Source organism: Micromonospora chersina, from assembly GCF_900091475.1.
Taxonomy (GTDB): domain Bacteria; phylum Actinomycetota; class Actinomycetes; order Mycobacteriales; family Micromonosporaceae; genus Micromonospora; species Micromonospora chersina.
In genome coordinates, this window is sequence record NZ_FMIB01000002.1 from 5,117,981 (window position 1) to 5,136,879 (window position 18,899).

The 18,899-nt window shown below is 73.5% G+C and carries 18 protein-coding genes and 1 pseudogene; 9 read left to right on the forward strand and 10 right to left on the reverse strand.

Features of this window, described 5'->3' with window-relative positions:
- Window positions 1–4 precede the first annotated feature (4 nt).
- The 6 genes from tsaB to GA0070603_RS23915 all read left to right on the forward strand — a co-directional run bounded on the left by tsaB (window position 5) and on the right by GA0070603_RS23915 (window position 5,999).
- Window positions 5–682, forward strand: coding sequence for a tRNA (adenosine(37)-N6)-threonylcarbamoyltransferase complex dimerization subunit type 1 TsaB (gene tsaB, locus GA0070603_RS23890; RefSeq protein WP_091318116.1), 678 nt, complete (start codon window positions 5–7; stop codon window positions 680–682).
- Window positions 679–1,131, forward strand: coding sequence for a ribosomal protein S18-alanine N-acetyltransferase (gene rimI, locus GA0070603_RS23895; RefSeq protein WP_091318119.1), 453 nt, complete (start codon window positions 679–681; stop codon window positions 1,129–1,131). The genes tsaB and rimI overlap by 4 nt, the downstream gene beginning before the upstream one ends.
- A gap of 5 nt (window positions 1,132–1,136) precedes the next feature.
- Window positions 1,137–2,183, forward strand: coding sequence for a tRNA (adenosine(37)-N6)-threonylcarbamoyltransferase complex transferase subunit TsaD (tsaD, locus tag GA0070603_RS23900; protein ID WP_091318122.1), 1,047 nt, complete (start codon window positions 1,137–1,139; stop codon window positions 2,181–2,183).
- Window positions 2,184–2,202: 19 nt separating this feature from the next.
- Window positions 2,203–2,457, forward strand: coding sequence for a hypothetical protein (locus GA0070603_RS23905; protein ID WP_091262671.1), 255 nt, complete (start codon window positions 2,203–2,205; stop codon window positions 2,455–2,457).
- A gap of 72 nt (window positions 2,458–2,529) precedes the next feature.
- Complete coding sequence (locus GA0070603_RS23910) at window positions 2,530–4,236, forward strand: ABC transporter ATP-binding protein (protein ID WP_091322253.1); 1,707 nt, start codon at window positions 2,530–2,532, stop codon at window positions 4,234–4,236.
- Complete coding sequence (locus GA0070603_RS23915; RefSeq protein ID WP_091318124.1) at window positions 4,233–5,999, forward strand: ABC transporter ATP-binding protein; 1,767 nt, start codon at window positions 4,233–4,235, stop codon at window positions 5,997–5,999. Before GA0070603_RS23910 ends, GA0070603_RS23915 begins: the two co-directional genes overlap by 4 nt.
- Before the next feature lie 64 nt (window positions 6,000–6,063).
- Here the strand turns inward: GA0070603_RS23915 and GA0070603_RS23920 are convergent, their stop codons facing one another.
- From GA0070603_RS23920 to GA0070603_RS32730, 9 genes and pseudogenes are all read right to left on the reverse strand, one after another.
- On the reverse strand, window positions 6,064–6,801 hold the full coding sequence (locus GA0070603_RS23920; protein WP_091318127.1) for a DUF4142 domain-containing protein: 738 nt from the start codon (window positions 6,799–6,801) through the stop codon (window positions 6,064–6,066).
- A 125-nt stretch (window positions 6,802–6,926) separates the two neighbouring features.
- Window positions 6,927–8,108 (reverse strand): ROK family protein, encoded by a 1,182-nt coding sequence (locus GA0070603_RS23925; protein WP_091322255.1) that lies wholly within the window; start codon window positions 8,106–8,108, stop codon window positions 6,927–6,929.
- Between the two features lie 25 nt (window positions 8,109–8,133).
- On the reverse strand, window positions 8,134–9,393 hold the full coding sequence (locus tag GA0070603_RS23930) for a sugar ABC transporter permease (RefSeq protein ID WP_091318129.1): 1,260 nt from the start codon (window positions 9,391–9,393) through the stop codon (window positions 8,134–8,136).
- Window positions 9,390–10,199: an ATP-binding cassette domain-containing protein gene (locus GA0070603_RS23935; protein ID WP_091318132.1), complete on the reverse strand. Its 810-nt coding sequence runs from the start codon at window positions 10,197–10,199 to the stop codon at window positions 9,390–9,392. The genes GA0070603_RS23930 and GA0070603_RS23935 overlap by 4 nt, the downstream gene beginning before the upstream one ends.
- A 110-nt stretch (window positions 10,200–10,309) precedes the next feature.
- The gene (locus GA0070603_RS23940; protein WP_091318134.1) at window positions 10,310–11,410 is read right to left on the reverse strand and encodes a sugar ABC transporter substrate-binding protein; all 1,101 of its coding nucleotides are present in this window, start codon (window positions 11,408–11,410) and stop codon (window positions 10,310–10,312) included.
- Between the two features lie 218 nt (window positions 11,411–11,628).
- Window positions 11,629–12,108 carry a Cys-tRNA(Pro) deacylase gene (gene ybaK / locus GA0070603_RS23945; RefSeq protein ID WP_091318136.1) on the reverse strand — a complete coding sequence of 160 codons (480 nt, stop codon included), beginning with the start codon at window positions 12,106–12,108 and terminating at the stop codon, window positions 11,629–11,631.
- Between the two features lie 47 nt (window positions 12,109–12,155).
- Window positions 12,156–13,343 (reverse strand): THUMP-like domain-containing protein, encoded by a 1,188-nt coding sequence (locus tag GA0070603_RS23950; RefSeq protein ID WP_091318139.1) that lies wholly within the window; start codon window positions 13,341–13,343, stop codon window positions 12,156–12,158.
- Window positions 13,344–13,386: 43 nt separating this feature from the next.
- Window positions 13,387–13,578: a DUF397 domain-containing protein gene (locus GA0070603_RS32725; protein WP_244282747.1), complete on the reverse strand. Its 192-nt coding sequence runs from the start codon at window positions 13,576–13,578 to the stop codon at window positions 13,387–13,389.
- Window positions 13,579–13,581: 3 nt separating this feature from the next.
- Window positions 13,582–13,956: pseudogene (locus GA0070603_RS32730) on the reverse strand (helix-turn-helix domain-containing protein); the annotation flags it as partial.
- Window positions 13,957–14,288: 332 nt separating this feature from the next.
- Between GA0070603_RS32730 and groES the strand changes: the two are divergent.
- From groES to GA0070603_RS23970, 3 genes are all read left to right on the forward strand, one after another.
- A complete protein-coding gene (gene groES, locus GA0070603_RS23960; RefSeq protein ID WP_018222648.1) occupies window positions 14,289–14,603 on the forward strand; it encodes a co-chaperone GroES in 315 nt (104 codons plus the stop codon).
- A 70-nt stretch (window positions 14,604–14,673) separates the two neighbouring features.
- Window positions 14,674–16,317, forward strand: a complete 1,644-nt coding sequence (gene groL, locus GA0070603_RS23965) for a chaperonin GroEL (protein WP_091318144.1) — start codon at window positions 14,674–14,676, stop codon at window positions 16,315–16,317.
- Between the two features lie 124 nt (window positions 16,318–16,441).
- Window positions 16,442–18,112 carry a molybdopterin-dependent oxidoreductase gene (locus GA0070603_RS23970; protein WP_091318146.1) on the forward strand — a complete coding sequence of 557 codons (1,671 nt, stop codon included), beginning with the start codon at window positions 16,442–16,444 and terminating at the stop codon, window positions 18,110–18,112.
- A 183-nt stretch (window positions 18,113–18,295) separates the two neighbouring features.
- On the opposite strand, the gene GA0070603_RS23975 is transcribed toward GA0070603_RS23970, so the two are convergent.
- Window positions 18,296–18,679: a WhiB family transcriptional regulator gene (locus GA0070603_RS23975; RefSeq protein ID WP_091322257.1), complete on the reverse strand. Its 384-nt coding sequence runs from the start codon at window positions 18,677–18,679 to the stop codon at window positions 18,296–18,298.
- Window positions 18,680–18,899 lie beyond the last annotated feature (220 nt).

Consider the following 18,899-nt stretch of genomic DNA (forward strand, 5'->3'; position numbering starts at 1 on the left):
TACCGTGCTCGTACTCGTGGTGGACTCCTCGACGCCCGCGGTGACCGCGGCGCTTGTCGAGGTCTCGGCGGCCGGTGTCGCGGCCCGCGCGCAGCGGTGCACTGTCGACGCCCGGGCGCACGGCGAGTTGCTCGCCCCGCAGGTCGACGCGGTGCTCGCCGACGTCGGCGCCCGCCCCGCCGACCTGGCCGCGATCGTCGCCGGGCTCGGTCCCGGGCCGTTCACGGGGCTGCGGGTCGGCCTGGTCACCGCCGCCACCATGGGCCAGGTGCTCGGCATCCCCACGTACGGGGTCTGCTCGCTGGACGGGATCGGCCACCCGGTGGCCGCCGGCGAGCCGGTGCTGGCGGCGAGCGACGCCCGCCGCCGGGAGGTCTACTGGGCCGTCTACGACGGGGCCGGCCAGCGCATCGCCGGGCCGAACGTGGACACCCCGGCGGTCGCCGCCGAGCGGGCCCGGGACCTGGCCGTCACGGCCGCGGTCGGTGACGGCGCGCACCGGTACGCGGACGTCCTCGCCCTGCCGGTGCGGGAGGAGCCGCGCTACCCGGACGCCCTGGCGCTGGCCCGCCTGGCCGCCGAGCGGATCCGCGCGGGCGCCCCCGGCGAGCCGCTCACCCCGCTCTACCTGCGCCGCCCCGACGCGGTCGCGGCCACCGGCCACAAGCCGGTCCTGCAATGAGTCAGGTCCGACTGGGCCGGTTCCGCTGGTGGCACGTCGAGCAGGTGCTGCCGCTGGAGGCGGACCTGTTCGGCGCCGAGCGGTGGTCCCCGGCGATGTTCTGGAACGAGTTGGCCAACGGCCACCACTACCTGGTCGCCACCGACGACGACGGCACGGTCCTCGGCTACGCGGGGCTCATGGTGGCGCCGCCGGACGAGGCGTGGGTGCAGAACATCGCGGTCCGCCGGGACGCGCAGCGCCGGGGGATCGGCCGGCTGCTGCTGGAGGCGCTGCTGGCCGAGGCGGCCCGGCAGGGGGTGCGCAGCACGCTGCTGGAGGTCGCCGCGGACAACGCGCCCGCGCAGCGGCTCTACGCGATGTACGGCTTCGAGCCGATCGGCGTGCGCCGCGGCTACTACCAACCGAGCAACACCGACGCGCTGGTCATGCAGCGCAACGAGGACTGACGAGCATGGCTGACGAACCACTGATCCTCGGCATCGAGACGTCGTGCGACGAGACCGGGGTGGGCATCGTCCGCGGGCACACCCTGCTCGCCGACGCGCTGGCCTCCAGCGTCGAGGAGCACGCCCGGTTCGGCGGCGTGGTGCCCGAGGTGGCCAGCCGCGCCCACCTGGAGGCCATCGTGCCGACGATGGACCGGGCGCTGCGCGAGGCCGGTGTGACGATCGCCGACATCGACGCGATCGCCGTCACCTCCGGGCCGGGCCTGGCCGGCGCGCTGCTCGTCGGTGTCGCCGCCGCCAAGGGGTACGCGGTGGCCGCCGAGAAGCCGGTGTACGGGGTGAACCACCTCGCCGCGCACGTGGCCGTGGACACCCTGGAGCACGGCCCGCTGCCCGAGCCGGCCATCGCACTGCTGGTCTCCGGCGGGCACTCCTCGCTGCTGCGCGTCGACGACCTGGCCCGGGAGGTCACCCCGCTCGGCTCGACAATCGACGACGCGGCCGGCGAGGCGTTCGACAAGGTGGCCCGGCTGCTCGGGCTCCCCTTCCCGGGCGGCCCGTTCATCGACCGGGAGGCGCGGGCCGGCGACCCGGCGGCGATCGCCTTCCCGCGCGGGCTGACCGCGCCGAAGGACCTGGCCGGGCACCGCTTCGACTTCTCCTTCTCGGGGCTGAAGACGGCGGTGGCCCGCTGGGTGGAGGCGCGGCAGCGGGCCGGCGAGGCGGTGCCGGTGGCCGACGTGGCCGCGTCCTTCCAGGAGGCGGTCTGCGACGTGCTGGTCGGCAAGGCGCTGGACGCCTGCCGGAGCAGCGGCATCGACACCCTGGTGATCGGCGGTGGGGTGGCGGCCAACTCGCGGCTGCGGGCCATGGCGGAGCACCGGGCCGCGAAGCACGGCGTCCGGGTGCGTACGCCCCGGCCGAAGCTCTGCACCGACAACGGCGCCATGGTGGCCGCGCTCGGCTCGCACCTGGTCGCCGCGGGCGTCGCCCCGAGCCGGCTGGACCTGCCGGCCGACTCCGCCATGCCGCTGACCGTGGTCAGTGTCTGAGGCGGGGGAGGGGACCGACGTGATCGTCCGGATGTGGGAGGCGAAGGCCGAGCCGTACGGGTTCGCCGACCTGATCACCTGGGTGTGCGAGACCGCGCTGCCCGAGTTCGAGCACGAGCCGCTGCACCTGTCCAGCGAGGTGTTCTCCTCCACCGACCACCGGGTGGTGGTCATCTCGAAGTGGCGGAGCAACCCGCGGGAGCTGCCGGAGCCGCCCATGCGGCTGGTCGCCCGCCCGCCGCACAGCTGGGACTTCACGCAGGTCGATCGCTGACCCGGCGGGCCGCCTGACCGGCGGGAAACTGGTTGGCGTCCACCCCGGCGCGGCACCTAGCGTCGGGTGGTCATGCGTTTCTCACCCGCCGGCGATCCCGGCACCCCCGACACCCGGTCCGCCACCCGTTACCTGGTCTGGCTCGCCGGTCGGCACCCGCTGCTCTTCGGCGGCGCCATCGCCCTCGGTGTCACCTGGATGCTGGCCCAGGCGCTGATGCCGGCCGCCGTCGGCCGGGCCATCGACGCCGGCCTCACCCACCGCGACCCGGACGCCCTGCTCCGCTGGGGTCTCGTCCTGCTCGGGCTGGGCGTCGTCCAGGCGACGACCGGCATCCTGCGGCACCGCTGCGCGGCGCACAACTGGCTCGGCGCCGCCTACCGGACGGTGCAGGTCACCGTGGACGCCACCAACCGGCTCGGCGCCGCGCTGCCTCGCCGGGTCGCCGCGGGTGAGGTGGTCAGCATCGGCACGGCCGACATCGAGCACGTCGGCAGCGCGATCGACATCACGGCCCGGGGCACCGGCGCGGTGGTCGCCATCGCCACGGTGTCGGCGATCCTGCTCACCGCCTCCGTGCCGCTCGGCCTCGTGGTGGTGCTCGGGGTGCCGCTGCTCATGGCGCTCGTGGCGCTGCTGATCCGGCCGCTGCACCGGCAGCAGGCGGCGTACCGGGAGTCGACCGGCGAGCTGACCGCCCGGGCCGGCGACATCGTGTCCGGGCTGCGGGTGCTGCGCGGGGTGGGCGGCGAGCCGGTGCTGGGCGCCCGCTACCGGGAGCAGTCCCAGGCGCTGCGGGCCGACGGCCTGCGGGTGGCCCGGGTGGAGTCGCTGATCCAGGCCGCGCAGATCCTGCTGCCCGGCGTCTTCGTGGTGCTGGTGACCTGGCTTGGGGCGCGGTTCGCGCTGCGCGGCGAGATCAGCGCCGGCCAGTTGGTCTCGTTCTACGGCTACACGGCGTTCCTGGTCAGCCCGCTGCGCAACCTCACCGAGGCGGCCGACAAGCTGACCCGGGGGCACGTGGCGGCCCGCCGGGTGGTGCGGCTGCTCCGCCTCGCCCCCGAGTTCACCGACCCGGCGCGCCCGGTGCCGGTGCCCGAGGGCCCGGGCGAGCTGGTGGACGTGCGCTCCGGGCTGGTGCTGCGGCCGGGCCGGCTCACCGCGCTGGCCGCCACCGCGCCCGAGGACGCCGCCGAGATCGCCGACCGGCTCGGCCGGTACGTCGACGGGGACGTGACGCTGCACGGCGTACCGCTGCGGGACGTGGCGCTGGCGACGGTGCGCGAGCGGATCCTGGTGGCCGACAACGACGCGCAGCTGTTCAGCGGCGCGCTCCGCACGGAGCTGGACCCGCGCGACCGGGGGGATCGGGACGCCGTCGAGGCGGCGCTGGTGGCGGCGAGCGCCACGGACATCGTCGAGGCGCTGCCCGGCGGCCTGGACAGCCCGGTCGCCGAGCGCGGCCGGGAGTTCTCCGGCGGGCAGCGGCAGCGGCTGCGGCTGGCGCGGGCGCTGGTCGCCGACCCGGAGACGCTCGTCCTGGTCGAGCCGACAAGCGCGGTGGACGCGCACACCGAGGCGCGGATCGCCGACCGGCTGGCCGACGCCCGCCGCGGCCGGACCACGCTTGTCTGCACCACCAGCCCGCTGGTGCTCGGCCGCGCCGAGCACGTCGTCTTCGTGGAGGACGGCAAGGTGGTCGCCGAGGGCCGCCACGACGAACTGCTCGCCGCCGAGCCCCGGTACCGGGCCGCGGTGAGCCGGGAGGAGGACCGGTGAGCAACGCCCTGCCCGTCGCCGACGCGCGGCAGGTCCGCCGGTACGCGCGGGAGCTGGCCCGCCGGCACCCGCGCGGCCTGGCCGCCGCGCTCGGCCTGCACGCGCTCGCCGCGGCGGCCGGCCTGGTCGCGCCCCGGCTCCTCGGTGACCTCGTCGAGGGCATCTCGCGCGGCGTCGGCGCGGTCACCGTCGACCGGGTCGCCCTGGCCATCGCCGGTTTCGTGGTGGCCCAGTCGGTGCTGGTCCGCTTCGCCCACCTGGCCTCGGCCCGGCTGGGCGAGCGGGTCCTCGCCGAGCTGCGCGAGGAGTTCGTCGACCGGGTGCTCGCCCTGCCGCTGTCCACGGTGGAGCGGGCCGGCACCGGCGACCTGCTCACCCGCACCTCCCGGGACGTCGCCGCGCTGTCCCGGACGGTCCGGTTCGCCGCCCCGGAGACGCTGATCGCGGCGGTCACCGTGCTGCTGATCCTGGGCGCGCTGGTGCTGACCGGCCCGCTGCTGGTGGTGCCCTGCCTGCTCGCGGTGCCCCTGCTGGTCGCCGGCACCCGCTGGTACCTGCGCCGGGCGCCGGCCGGCTACCTGCGGGAGAACGCCGCCTACTCGGACATCACCGACGGGATCAGCGAGACGGTCGAGGGGGCGCGGACCACCGAGGCGCTGCGGCAGCAGGCCCGCCGCCGGGCCCGCACCGACGCGGACATCCGCCGGTCGTACGCGGCCGAGTACTACACGCTCAACCTGCGGACGGTCTTCTTCCCGATCGCCGAGATCGGCTACCTGCTGCCGGTGGTCGGCACCCTGCTGCTCGGCGGCTGGTTCTACCTGGAGGGCTGGGCCAGCCTCGGGCAGGTCACCGCGGCCACCCTCTACGCCCAGCAGCTGGTGGACCCGGTCGACCGGCTGCTCTCCTGGCTGGACGAGTTCCAGGTCGGCGGCGCCTCGCTGGCCCGGCTGCTCGGCGTGGCCGAGCCGGCGGAGGCTGACGGCAAGCCGGCGGAGGCTGACGGCAAGCCGGCGGAGGCCGCGCCGGTCACCGACGACGGGCGGCTCGCCGCCCACGACGTCCGGTACGCGTACCGCGCCGGTCACGACGTGCTGCACGGGGTGACCCTGGTGCCCCGGCCGGGGGAGAAGCTGGCCATGGTCGGCCCGTCCGGCGCGGGGAAGTCCACGCTGGGTCGCCTGCTGGCCGGGGTGCACGCGCCGCGCGCCGGCGCGGTGACCGTGGACGGCCGGCCGCTGTCCGAGCTGCCCCTGGCCGAGCTGCGCACCCACGTGGCGCTGGTCAGCCAGGAGCACCACGTGTTCATCGGCACGCTCACCGACAACGTGGCGATGGTCCGCCCGGACGCCGGCCCCGCCGAGGTCCGCGCCGCGCTGGCCGCGGTCGACGCCCTGGACTGGGCGGAGGCGCTGCCGGACGGGCTGGACACCCGGGTCGGCGCCGGCGGGCATCCGCTCTCGCCGGCCCAGGCGCAGCAGCTCGCGCTGGCCCGGCTGGTGCTCGCCGACCCGCACACACTGGTGCTGGACGAGGCCACCTCGCTGATCGACCCGCGGGCGGCCCGGGCGCTGGAACGGTCGCTGGCCGCGGTGCTCCAGGGCCGGACGGTCATCGCGATCGCGCACCGGCTCTTCTCCGCGCACGACGCGGACCGGGTGGCGGTGGTGGAGGACGGCCGGATCACGGAGCTGGGCTCGCACGACGAGCTGGTAGCGGCCGGCGGCCCGTACGCGGCCCTGTGGCGCTCCTGGCACGGCTGAGGTGCAAGGAAGGGCCCCCTGTTATCGCATTCCGTTGTACAGGGGGCCCCTTCTAACAGGCACGTCAGGAGCGGCGCAGCAGCCGCCAGGTCGCGTACCCGCCGGTGGCCAGGGCGAGCAGGAAGACGGCCCACACCACTGTGGTGCTGACCTGGACCCCGCCGCCGCTGCCGACGTTGGCCCCGGCGGCGGCGATCAGCGAGTCGCTCTGCGCCGGGGGCATCGCGGGAGGCGGGAGCTGCTGCCAGCGGACCAGCCCGGTGCTCTCCAGCATCAGCATGTGGTTGGTGACGAAGGTGTTGGTCTGGTCGGCGAGCTTGCGCACGATCGGGTCCCGGGTGCTGGCCCGTACCGCGCCGATCACCGGGAAGATGTTGCCGTGCGCGACCCGCAGCCGGGTCACGAAGATCTGGTCGAACTGGGCGCCGGTGGCGTTCTGCATCTCGGTCAGCCAGCCCTGCTGCTGGGTGGTGGGTGTGGTCGGCAGGGTGGCGCCGAGCTTGTTCGCGGCCTCGACCACGAGCTGGTCCAGGACGCCGTGCTGGCGGGCGATCTCCGCGCCGATCTCCCGTACCCGCTTCGACTGGCCCTTCTCGGCGGCCATCTGTCCGGCCGGCATCTCCCAGAGCCCGGCCAGTCGTACCCCGTTGAGCAGCGTCATGTCGGCGGCGTTGAGCTGCACACCGGGGTTGGGCGCGGCCATCGCCGCGCCGGGAAGGACGCCGATCCCCGCGACGAGCGCGACGAGCAGCAGGATGACCCGGTGCGCCAGCCGGCGGCGTGCGGATTCCAGCGGTGCCATGGTTGCGGTGCCTCCTCGGTCCGGACCGGTACGCGGGATGGCGCGGACGGCCGCCCCCGCGGCCGTCCGTCCGCCCACTGGTACGGATCACGACCCGATTCAGTTCACCGGAATCCGGGGACCGGTCAGCCGACGTCCAGCGGGTCGGCGAGGAGGCGTTCGAAGGCGAGCTCGGCGGCGCCGATGAGCGCCGCGTCGTCACCGAGCTTCGGGGTACGCAGCCGCACGTGTTCGAGGCAGGCCGGCAGCCCGTTGGAGTTGAGCCGGCTGCGCACCTGGGCGGCGGCGGCCAGGTAGAGGTCGCGCATGGTGCCGCCGAAGATGACCATCTCCGGGTTGAAGATGTTGACCAGGTTGGCCACGCCGAAGCCGAGCCAGTCGCCGGCCTGCCGCACCGCGGTCTGGGCGCGCGCGTCGCCCCGGTCGGCGGCGTCGAAGAGGGCCAGCAGCGCCTCCCGGCCCCGGGCGTCGGAGCGGCCGGCGGCCCGGAGCAGCCCGTGCTCGCCGATCTCGGTCTCCCAGCAGCCGCGCCGCCCGCAGTCGCAGAGCACGCCGTCGCGGACCACCACCATGTGCCCGACCTCGCCGCTGTAGCCGCCGTGGCCGGTGAGCCGCCGCCCACCGGCGATGATGCCGGCGCCGACCCCGACGTCCCCGTACAGGTAGATGACGTTGTCGCAGCCGGCCGCGACGCCCCGGGCGTGCTCGGCGAACGCCGCCACGTCGGCCACGTTGCCCACCGTGATGGGCACGTCGACGCCCAGTTCGGCGGCGAGCGCCGCGCCGATCGGCTCGTCCACCCAGCCGGTGGTGGGGCTGAGGCGGACGAGGCCGTCCTCGCGGCGGACCATGCCGCAGACCGCCACCCCGGCGCCCACGCAGATCGAGTCGGGCGGCACCGCCCGGTGCATCTCCCGCACCGCGTCGGCCAGCAGCGGGGCGGCGTCCCCGGCGACCAGGTTCCGTGGCCGTTCCAGTTCCCGGCGGTCGAGCACCTCACCGCCGAGCCCGACCCGCGCGGCCCGCAGCCGGTCCACCTCGATGCTGTACGCGTACGCGTAGACGCGGGCCGACTCGGGCCGGACGACCAGCGACGGTCGTCCGGCCCGGCCGGTCTCCTTCGGCGTCCCCTCGCTGACCAGACCGGCGCCGGCCAGGTCGGCGGTCAGCGCGCCGATGGTGCTGCGGTTGAGACCGAGCGCGGTGGTCAGCTCCGCGCGGGTGGTGGCCCCACGGACGTGCACGTACCGGAGCAACGCGCCCAGGTTCTGCCGGCGGATCTCGTCCTGGCTGGGTCCCGCGCGCATCGCCACCGTCATGTCCGTACCGCGTTCAGCGGGTGCCGGTCGCGGCCGAGCGGCGCCGCGACAGGGCGTCGACACCGGCGGCGAGCATGAGCACCGCGCCCGTGAAGATGTACTTCAGGCCGGAGCTGAGGTCCAGCAGTCCCATGCCGTTGATGATGACAGCCACCACGGCGCCGCCGAGCACCGCGTTGATCATCCGGCCCTTGCCGCCGAAGAGGCTGGTGCCGCCGATGACGGCCGCGCCGACCGCGTAGAGCAGGACGTTGCTGCCGCCAGTGTTGGGGTCGACCGACCGGTCCTTGCTGGCCGCGATGATGCCGCCGATGGCCGCCATCCCCGAGCAGATCACGAAGGCGGAGATCTTGATCCGGTCCACGTTGATGCCGGCCCGGCGCGCGGCCTCCGCGTTGCCGCCGACGGCGTAGAGGTGCCGGCCGTACGCGGTGCGGTTGAGCACGAACGTCCAGAAGACCAGCAGGACCGCGATGATCGGAACGACCACCGGCATGCCCTTGTTCGACGAGATCAGCGTGTTGATGCTGCGCTCCTGGTTGAGCACGTAGACGGCGAAGCCGATCAGGGCGGCCACCCCGACGATCCGGGCGCCCACCACGGCGATCGGGTCGGTGAGCAGGCCGCGGGCGGCCCGGTTCCGGTGGCGCAGCAGCTGCGCGGCGGCGTACCCGAGGATCGCGACGGCGGCCAGCAGCCAGCCGACGGCCGGCGGGATCCGGCCGTTCTCGATGCCGACGATCACGTCGTCACCGATCGAGATGTTGGTGCCCTCCTTCATGAGCAGCAGCACCACACCCTGGAAGGCCAGGAAGCCGGCCAGGGTGACCACGAACGAGGGGATGCCCACCTTGGCCACGAGGAAGCCGAGCGTCAGACCGATGACCACGCCTGTGGCGAGGGCGGCTGCCACCGCCACGTACCAGGGGTAGCCGAGCACGGTGACGACGTTGGCCAGGATGGCCGCGCAGACGCCGCTGGCGAAGCCGGCGGAGAGGTCGATCTCACCGAGCAGCAGCACGAAGATCAGCCCCATGGCGATCACCGTGACGGCGGCGCCCTGGGTGAAGAGGTTGGCGAAGTTCGCCGCGGAGAAGAAGACCGGGCGCACGATCGCGAAGACGAGGCAGAGCACGACGAGGCCGATGACGGCGGGCAGGGAGCCGAGGTCGCCGCCGCGTACCCGGGCGATGTAGTTGCGGACGTGGTCGGCGACGGCGGGCGTCGGTGTGACGGCCGCCGGTCCGTCCTTCTTCACAGCGGTGGTGGTCATCGAAGGGCTCCCGGGGTCGCGTCGGCGGTCTCGCTGCCGTTGCCCGACCCGGCGCCGAGGCCGAGGTTGCCGGAGCGGCCGGCGGTGATCAGCTCGACCACCTGCGAGTGAGTGATCTCGGTGGTCTTCACCTGGGCGACCATCTGGCCGAGGTAGAGCGCGGCGATCCGGTCGGACACGGCGAAGACGTCGTTCATGTTGTGCGAGATGAGCACCACGGCCAGGCCCTTGTCGGCCAGCCGGCGGACCAACTCCAGCACCTGGGCCGTCTGCGCGACGCCGAGGGCGGCGGTCGGCTCGTCCAGGATGACCAGCTTGCTGTTCCAGAGCACGGCCTTGGCGATGGCCACGGTCTGCCGCTGCCCGCCGGACAGGCTGGACACGTGCTGGCGCAGCGACTTGACGGTGCGGACGCTCAGCCCGGCCAGGGTCTCGGCCGCCAACTGCTCCATGGTCGGCTCGTCCAGCACCACCCCGCTGCGCTTCTCCCGGCCCAGGAACATGTTCTGCACGATGTCGAGGTTGTCGCAGAGCGCGAGGTCCTGGTAGACCACCTCGATGCCGAGCGCGGCGGCGTCCCGCGGGTTGTGGATGGTCACCGGTCGCCCGTCGAAGAGGATCTCGCCGGCATCGGTGGGGTAGATGCCGCTGATGCACTTCACCAGGGTCGACTTGCCGGCGCCGTTGTCGCCGACCAGCGCGGTCACCTCACCCGGATGGGCCGAGAAGGCGACGTCGCGCAGAACCTGGACGGGACCGAAGCTCTTGTCGATCCCGCGTAGCTCCAGCAGGGGGGTCGCGGACACGGGGGTCTCCTTTGGACGGAGGGGATCTCGGAGCCCGTCCGCGACGTGCCGCCCGGCACGGTGGTCACCGTGCCGGGCGGCGTCGCCGGAGCGGGGTGGTGTGGGTCGGGTCAGCTGATGCCGGCGTCGGCGCAGAGCTTCGTGTACGCCCCGGTGCAGAGCTCTTCCTTGGTGACGAAGCCGTCGGCCACGACGTCCTTCACGTTGTCCTTGTAGATGGCCTTCGGGGTGAGCAGGACGGCGTCCACGTCACGGCCGCCCTCCGGGTCCTTGACCTTCTGGCCGGTCTCCTTCTTCTCGCCCTTGGCCAGCGCGATCGCCAGGTCCGAGGCGGCCTTCGCCTCCTCCTTGATGGCCTTGTAGACCGTCATGCACTGGTCACCGGCGAGGATGTTCTGGAGGCCCTGGACGGTGGCGTCCTGGCCGGTCACCGGCACCTTGCCGTTGAGCTTGTTCTTCTTCAGCACCGAGATGGCCGCGTTGCCGAGACCGTCGTTGGCGGCCAGCACGCCGTCGATCTTGCCCTTGGTCTGGGTGAGCATCTGCTCGAAGATCACGCCCGCCTGGGCGTTGTCCCAGTCCGGAACGGACTGGTCCGGGCCCTTCACGTACTCCTTCGAGTCGAACTTCGGCTTGAGGATCGAGTCGTACCCGTTCTTGAACAGCGTGGCGTTGTTGTCGGTGGGGGAGCCGTTCAGGTAGGCCACGACGGGGCTCTTGGCGCCCTTGTCGGTCAGGCACTTGCTCAGGCCCTCGCCCTGGAGCTTGCCGACCGCCTCGTTGTCGAAGCTGACGTAGTACTGGGCGGAGCCGCCCAGGGTCAGCCGGTCGTAGTCGATGGTGGCGACACCCTGCGACTTGGCCTTCTCCAGCACGGCCTTGCCGGTGCCGGAGTCCAGGTTGACGATCATCAGGGCGGTGACGCCGCTGGTCAGCATGCCGTCGGCGATCGTGGAGAAGGCGGACTTGTCGCCCTGGGCGTTCTGGATCGTGTAGTCGACGCCGGCGGCCTTGAAGGCCTCCTCCAGGAACTTGCGGTCCGCGCCCTCCCAGCGGGCGGAGGACTTGCTGTCCGGGAGGATCACGCCGATCTTCGGCTTCTTGTCGGTCGAGCCGCCGGCCTGGTCGGAACCGCCGTTGTCACCACAGGCGGCCATGCTGCCGGTCGCGAGAAGACCGACGGCCGCGAAAGTGAGGAAGCCCTTGCGCATGTGCACGGGTCCTTTCGGGGGTTGGGGGAGTTGTCGGTGGTTTGTTGTGCCCGGCAACGTATTCCTCCCGTCCGGACAGGCGCAAGAGAGCCGAGGTCAGAAGTTTGTTGGCGGCGGTAACAATTCAGCAACGCAACTGACACCCGGCCGTCACCGCATGGAGAGCGCTCCCCCGCTGGCGTGCGGAAACGCTCCCAGTCCCGCAGGCCGCGGGCGGTTCAGCCGGCGGCGATCGGCGCGGTGACGGCCCCCGTCAGGGCGACCAGGTCGGCCGGGGCGAGTTGCAGTTGCAGGCCCCGGCGCCCCGCCGACACGTAGACCGTCGGATGCTCCAGAGCGGACGCGTCCACGACAGTGGGCAGCCGCTTGCGCTGGCCGAGCGGGCTGATCCCGCCGCGGACGTAGCCGGTGGCCCGCTCGGCGACCGTCCGGTCCGCCATGGCCGCCCGCTTGCCGCCCACCGCGGCCGCGAGGGCCTTGAGGTCCAGCTCACCGGTCACCGGCACGACCGCCACGGTCAGCCCGCCGTCGACCTCGGTGACAAGCGACTTGAACACCCGGGCCGGTGGCACTCCGAGGGCCGCCGCGACCAGCGCGCCGTAGTTCGGCGCGTCCGGCGAGACGTCGTACGGATGGGTGGTGTGGGCGATCTTCCGCTTCGTCAGCAGTGCCGTCGCCGGAGTGCCCTGTCCCGCCATGAGCGACAAGCTAACCGGCCGCCGCCCGGCGGGCGAGCCGAAAACCGTCAGGCGGGAAGCGGTCGGCAGATCAGCACGGTCGGCGCGCCGGCGACCCGGGTCAGCACCAGGCTGGCCGCCTCGTCGCCGGCCAGCTTCAGGTCCCGGCGCAGCTTCTCCGGTTCCAGCGCCGAGCCGCGCTTGAGGATCTCCACCCGGCCCACCCGGCGCTCCCGGAGCAGGGCGCGCAGCCGCTTCAGCGAGAACGGCAGCACGTCGGTGATCTCCAGGCAGCGGGCGAACGGGGTCGGTCGGGCCTCGTCGCCGTAGAGGTAGGCGATGCTCGGGTCGGCGAGCGTCGCGTCGAGGTCGGCGGCCAGTTCGGCGACCAGGTGCGCGCGCACCACCGCCGCATCGGGGTCGTACAGGAAGCGGCGGGGCCGGCCCACCGGAGCCTCGGCGTCGCCGCCGCCGGTCAGCACGTGCGCGGTGTCTCCCCGGAGCACGGTGGCCCGGCGGGCCATCTCGGCCAGCGCGCCGCACCACAGCGCCGCCTCGACCAGGTCGCCGTCGACGCTCACCCACTCCGCCTCGGCGCCCGCCGGGATCAGCGCGTGGTCCAACCCCGGCGCCACCTTCACCACCGTGTGCGGCACCCGCTCGGCCAGGCCGGTGACGAAGTCCCAGGGCGGCGAGTAGGCGTTCGGGTCGAAGATCCGCCGGCCGGTGCCGGCCTTCCGCCGGGCCGGGTCACAGAAGACCCCGTCGACCCGGGTCACGTCGAACGCCGTCGCGTCCCCGCACTCCACCGTGAACAGGTCGGCCAGCCCGGCGGCCTCGGCGTTCGCGGCCGCCATGGCGGCGGTCAGCGGGTCGGCCTCCACGCCGTACACCCGGATGCCGGCGCGGGCCGCCGCGAGCGCGTCTGCCCCGAGGCCGCAACCCAGGTCGGCGAGGGTGGCGACGCCCGCGGCGCGCAGGCGTTCCGCCCGGCGCCGCGCGACGACCCCCCGGGTGGCCTGCTCCAGGCCCGCCCGCGTGAGGAACATGCCGCTCGCCGCCGGGCCGAACTTGCCGGCCGCGCGGCGGCGCAGCTCCGCCTGGGTCAGCGCCGCCGCCGCGAGCCCCGCCGGCACTCCGGCGGAGCGGAGCGCGGCCGCCGCCGTCAGCGGGTCGCCGCCGGCCACCCGGGCCGCCGCGTCGAGCGCGGCCGACCCCTCGGGGGTACGCAGGGCAGCGAACTGTTCCAGGTCCACCGGTGCATTCTCCCGGCCGCGCCGGTCGGCCCGGACGGTGGTGTCAGCGGAAGGTGGGGGTGGCGACGACGAAGGCGCGCCAGCTCGCCGGGTCGAAGGTGAGCACCGGGCCGCTCGGGTCCTTGCTGTCCCGGACGGCGACCACGCCCGGCAGGTTGTCGGCGACCTCGACGCACGCGCCGCCGTTGGCGTTGCTGCGTGACGCCTTGCGCCAGGCGGCGCGGCTCAGGTCCATGTCGTCACCACTTCCTCGATCAGCCAGCATCGCCCGCGCATACGCTTCGGTCTGGAGCAGGCCGGGAATCGCGGTAGGGCCGTACCAGCGGAGGGAGGTGGCCTCGCGCTCGATCTCCTCCCAGGGACGGAACCAGTCGGGCGCGGCGTGGAACCGGATCAGCTGCAGCATGGTGGCGAAGAGGCCGCCGGTGTCGAGCACCCCGTCGACGCGGGCCAGGTAGTCGGGCCGGACCGGGCGGTCGCCGGTCTCCACCGCGCTCACCTGCGACGACGAATAGTTCACCAGCTTGCCCAGCTCCTCCTGGCTGAGCCCGCGCGCCTGCCGCGCCCGCCGGAGCTGCTCGCGCAGGAACGTCAACGTCGGCACCTGGGTCATCCGGCCCTCCCTCCTCGACGGCTACGGCCCCGAACGGTAGGGATCCGGTCACGGTGCGTCGAGACGTTCCGGGCATGTTGCGGTGACGTGTGGCGGAACTGTGGCGACACGGGGAGGCGGCGCGCTGGCACTCTCCTTGACGGAGTGCTAGCCGAGGAATAACCTGCGATTAGCACTCTCACCCTGAGGGTGCCAACGCCCGGGCCCTGGTGTCCGGGGGTTGAACGCCAGGCGGACCGGCACCCGCGACGACGGCCCCGCCCGGTGGCATGTGGCAGATTGACGCCGGTCGGCGCGCCGACCGGCAACGACACCAAGTACCCCAGGAGGGTATGCCCGTGACTACCGCGACCAAGGTTGCGATCAAGCCGCTCGAGGACCGCATCGTGGTCCAGGCGAACGAGGCCGAGACCACCACCGCCTCGGGCATCGTGATCCCCGACACCGCCAAGGAGAAGCCGCAGGAGGGCACCGTCCTCGCTGTCGGCCCGGGCCGGATCGACGACAAGGGCAACCGCGTGCCGATCGACGTCAAGGTCGGCGACACCGTCCTCTACTCGAAGTACGGCGGCACCGAGGTCAAGTACGCCGGCGAGGAGTACCTGGTGCTCTCCGCCCGCGACGTCCTCGCGGTCATCGAGAAGTAAGCAACCGATCAGTGTCGTTGCCCCGGTCCGGCTCGCCGGGCCGGGGCAACGTCGCTTCGAAGGGATACAGATGGCGAAGATCCTGAGCTTCTCGGACGACGCCCGGCACCTGCTGGAGCACGGTGTCAACGCCCTCGCGGACGCGGTCAAGGTCACTCTCGGCCCGCGCGGGCGCAACGTCGTCCTGGACAAGAAGTTTGGTGCGCCCACGATCACCAACGACGGCGTGACGATCGCCAAGGAGATCGAGCTCACCAACCCGTACGAGAACCTCGGCGCGCAGCTGGTCAAGGAGGTGGCGACCAAGACCAACGACGTCGCCGGCGACGGGACCACCACCGCGACCGTGCTGGCCCAGGCCATGGTCCGCGAGGGCCTGCGCAACGTGGCGGCCGGGGCCAACCCGACCGGCCTCAAGCGGGGCATCGACGCGGCGGCCGCCAAGGTCTCCGAGGCGCTGCTCGGCCGGGCCGTCGAGGTGGCCGACAAGGAGTCGATCGCGCACGTCGCGACGATCTCCGCGCAGGACGCCACCATCGGCGAGCTGATCGCCGAGGCCATGGAGCGGGTCGGCCGCGACGGTGTCATCACCGTCGAGGAGGGCTCCGCCCTCACCACCGAGCTGGAGGTGACCGAGGGTCTCCAGTTCGACAAGGGCTTCATCTCGCCGAACTTCGTCACCGACGTGGAGGCGCAGGAGGCGGTCCTGGAGGACCCGTACATCCTGATCACCACGCAGAAGATCTCGGCGATCGAGGAGCTGCTGCCGCTGCTGGAGAAGGTCCTCCAGAACAACAAGCCGCTGCTCATCATCGCCGAGGACGTCGAGGGCCAGGCCCTGTCCACGCTGGTGGTCAACGCGATCCGCAAGACCATCAAGGTCTGCGCCGTGAAGGCCCCCGGCTTCGGCGACCGCCGCAAGGCGATGCTCCAGGACATGGCGATCCTGACCGGCGCCGAGCTGGTCGCCCCGGAGCTGGGCTACAAGCTCGACCAGGTCGGCCTGGAGGTGCTCGGCACCGCCCGTCGCGTCGTGGTCGACAAGGAGAACACCACCGTCGTCGACGGCGGCGGCCAGTCCGCCGAGGTCGCCGACCGGGTCGCCCAGATCCGCAAGGAGATCGAGGCCTCGGACTCCGAGTGGGACCGGGAGAAGCTGGCCGAGCGGCTGGCGAAGCTCTCCGGTGGCATCGCGGTGATCAAGGCCGGCGCGGCCACCGAGGTCGAGATGAAGGAGCGCAAGCACCGCATCGAGGACGCCATCTCGGCGACCAAGGCCGCGGTCGAGGAGGGCACGGTCCCGGGTGGCGGCGCCGCCCTGGCCCAGATCCTGCCGGTGCTCGACGACGACCTGGGCTTCACCGGTGACGAGAAGGTCGGCGTCTCGATCGTGCGCAAGGCGCTCGTCGAGCCGCTGCGCTGGATCGCCCAGAACGCCGGCCACGACGGCTACGTGGTGGTGCAGAAGGTCGCCGGCCAGGAGTGGGGCAACGGCCTCAACGCCGCCAACGGCGAGTACGTCGACCTGGTCCGGTCCGGCATCCTCGACCCGGTGAAGGTGACCCGCAACGCGGTCTCCAACGCGGCGTCGATCGCCGGCCTGCTGCTCACCACCGAGAGCCTCGTGGTGGAGAAGCCGGAGAAGGCCGAGCCGGCCGCCGCCGGTCACGGCCACGGTCACGGGCACGGCCACCAGCACGGCCCGGGCTTCTGATCCCGCGCCGTACGGCCTGACGTCAGGGCACACCGCCACCACGGGGTGTGCCCTGACCCGTATCTGCTTACGGAACGCTGACGGGGTTGGCGACCGCCCGCTCCGAGCGACGACACTTGTCGCCGTGAGCAGCATGTCGCGCGGTCGAGCCGCGCTGGCCGGGGTCACCGCCGCGGCCGTCGCGATCGGCGTGGCCGAACCGGTGGCCGTCTTCACCGGCCCCCGCTCCGCGCCGCTGATCGCGGTCGGCGGGCTGGTGGTCGACGCGGTGCCCGAGCCGCTCAAGCAGTTCGCCATCGCGGTCTTCGGCACGTACGACAAGGTCGCCCTGCTGGTCGGCACGTCGGTGCTGCTGGCGGCGATCGCGGCGCTGCTCGGCGTGCTGGCCGCCCGCCGGCTGTGGCTCGGCCTGGCCGGCATCGCCGCGTTCGGCGCCCTCGGGGTGGCCGCCGCGCTGACCCGGGCCGGCGCGGACGCCTACGACGCGCTGCCCTCCCTGGTCGGCGGCGGGCTGGGGGCGGTCACCCTCTGGGCCTTCGTGGCGGGCCCGTTGGCCAGTGACGTCACGTCACCGGCCTCGGCCGGCACGCCGGCGCCCGGCGCGCCATCCGCGTCGCCGTCGCATACGCCGTCTCGGGCCCCGTCGCCGTCGCCCGCGCCGCCTCCCTCCATCGCCGCGCTCGCGCCCGACGAGCCGGCCGGGTGGGAGCCGCAGGAACCGGCCGACCACGAGTCGCGGCGCCGGTTCCTGCGCGGCGTCGGCCTGCTGGCCGGCACGGCCGCGGTGGCGGGGTTCGGCGGGCACTGGCTGGCCGGCCAGCGGGGCGTCTCGGCGGCCCGGCAGGCGGTGAAGCTGCCCGCTCCGGCGACGCCCGCACCGCCGCTGCCGGCCGGCGCGGACCTGTCGCTGCCCCGGCTCGCCCCCTTCGTCACCCCGAACCGGGAGTTCTACCGGATCGACACGGCGCTGGTGGTGCCGCAGGTGGACCCGGCGACCTGGCGGCTGCGCATCCACGGCCGGGTCCGCAACCCGATCGAGTTGAGCTTCGACGACCTGCTCGCCCGGCCGATGATCGAGCGCTACGTGACCCTGGCGTGCGTCTCCAACGAGGTCGGCGGGGACCTCATCGGCAATGCCCGCTGGCTGGGCGTGCCGATCCGGGAGCTGCTGGACGAGGCGCAGCCGGAGGACGGCGCGGACCAGGTGGTGGGCCGCTCGGTCGACGGCTGGACCTGCGGCACCCCGACGGCCGTGCTGCGGGACGGCCGGGACGCGCTGCTCGCGGTCGGCATGAACGGTGAGCCGCTGCCGGTCGAGCACGGCTTCCCGGTGCGGATGGTGGTGCCCGGCCTCTACGGGTACGTCTCGGCGTGCAAGTGGGTGACCGAGCTGGAGCTGACCAGCTTCGCGGACTTCGACGCGTACTGGGTGCCGCGCGGCTGGTCGGCGCAGGGCCCGATCAAGACGCAGTCGCGGATCGACACGCCGCGGGCGCGCGGCCGGCTGACCGCCGGTCCGATCACGGTCGCCGGGGTGGCCTGGGCGCAGCACCGCGGCGTCCGCAGGGTCGAGGTACGCGTCGACGGCGGCCCCTGGCAGGAGGCGACGCTGGCCCCGACCGCCTCGGTGGACACCTGGGTGCAGTGGTCGTGGCGCTGGGACGCCGGCCCGGGCGAGCACACGCTCCAGGTCCGGGCCACCGACGCCGGCGGCGAGACCCAGCCGGAGCGGCGCCGCCCGGTCGCCCCCGACGGCGCCACCGGCTGGCACACCGTGAAGGTGACGGTCGGCTGAGCCGTAGGCCCCGCCGGCCAGCCGAGTCGATCAAGAAGTTTGCGTCGCGGTTCGGCCGACTCCTGACGCAAACTCCTTGATCAACACGGCGGGGGGGGGGCGAAACGGTGGCGGCTCGACCGGGACATGGAGCGACGCCGCGCCCCGGGAGGGGCGCGGCGTCGCGGTGGTCTTGTGGATGGGTCAGGCGATCTTGCGCTGGTCCGGGACGGCGGACTTGTGCGGCCGGCCCAGGCGGGCCTCCAGCCGGGCGACGTCCACGCGGGACTGCCGGCGGTCGGCCAGGTCCTCCCAGCCGAGGGCGAGCAGCCGCAGCCGCTCCGACTCGCTGAACCCGCCCCACACGCCGTACGGCTCGCGGACCGAGAGGGCGTGCGCGGCGCACTCGGCGCGCACCGGGCAGGCGCGGCAGACGGCCTTGGCGCCGGACTCCCGGCGCAACCGCGACGAGCCGCGCTCGCCGTCGGGGTGGAAGAACTGCGCGCTGTCGCGCCCGCGGCAGGCACCGAGCCGCTGCCAGTCCCAGAGGTCGACAATGGGTCCGGGCAGTCTGCGTACGTTCGACATCAGCACCCCTCCTCCCGCGCGGCACCGCGGAATTCTCGTGGCCAGCTCCTACCGGGCGGCGGTCCGCGCGGGACACCGGTTCCGGACTGACCCCTCGGTACCCGGGCTTTCCCGCGCTCACACATCTGTGATCGAAAACCTCGGACAGTCGGCGGCATATGCCCCATCTGCCGGAAAAGTTCGGATGATTGCCCGGAACCTCCTCCCGAGCACACCCCGC

What these genes read in the sequence shown, in the direction of transcription:
- GA0070603_RS23910 (WP_091322253.1), top strand. Translation starts at nt 2,530, where the DNA reads ATGCGTTTCTCACCCGCCGGCGATCCCGGCACCCCCGACACCCGGTCC.
- ybaK (WP_091318136.1), bottom strand. Translation starts at nt 12,108, where the DNA reads ATGGCGGGACAGGGCACTCCGGCGACGGCACTGCTGACGAAGCGGAAG.
- GA0070603_RS32725 (WP_244282747.1), bottom strand. Translation starts at nt 13,578, where the DNA reads ATGGACCTGAGCCGCGCCGCCTGGCGCAAGGCGTCACGCAGCAACGCC.
- GA0070603_RS23975 (WP_091322257.1), bottom strand. Translation starts at nt 18,679, where the DNA reads ATGTCGAACGTACGCAGACTGCCCGGACCCATTGTCGACCTCTGGGAC.
- GA0070603_RS23925 (WP_091322255.1), bottom strand. Translation starts at nt 8,108, where the DNA reads ATGCGCGCGGGACCCAGCCAGGACGAGATCCGCCGGCAGAACCTGGGC.
- tsaD (WP_091318122.1), top strand. Translation starts at nt 1,137, where the DNA reads ATGGCTGACGAACCACTGATCCTCGGCATCGAGACGTCGTGCGACGAG.
- GA0070603_RS23930 (WP_091318129.1), bottom strand. Translation starts at nt 9,393, where the DNA reads ATGACCACCACCGCTGTGAAGAAGGACGGACCGGCGGCCGTCACACCG.
- GA0070603_RS23940 (WP_091318134.1), bottom strand. Translation starts at nt 11,410, where the DNA reads ATGCGCAAGGGCTTCCTCACTTTCGCGGCCGTCGGTCTTCTCGCGACC.
- groL (WP_091318144.1), top strand. Translation starts at nt 14,674, where the DNA reads ATGGCGAAGATCCTGAGCTTCTCGGACGACGCCCGGCACCTGCTGGAG.
- rimI (WP_091318119.1), top strand. Translation starts at nt 679, where the DNA reads ATGAGTCAGGTCCGACTGGGCCGGTTCCGCTGGTGGCACGTCGAGCAG.
- GA0070603_RS23920 (WP_091318127.1), bottom strand. Translation starts at nt 6,801, where the DNA reads ATGGCACCGCTGGAATCCGCACGCCGCCGGCTGGCGCACCGGGTCATC.
- groES (WP_018222648.1), top strand. Translation starts at nt 14,289, where the DNA reads ATGCCCGTGACTACCGCGACCAAGGTTGCGATCAAGCCGCTCGAGGAC.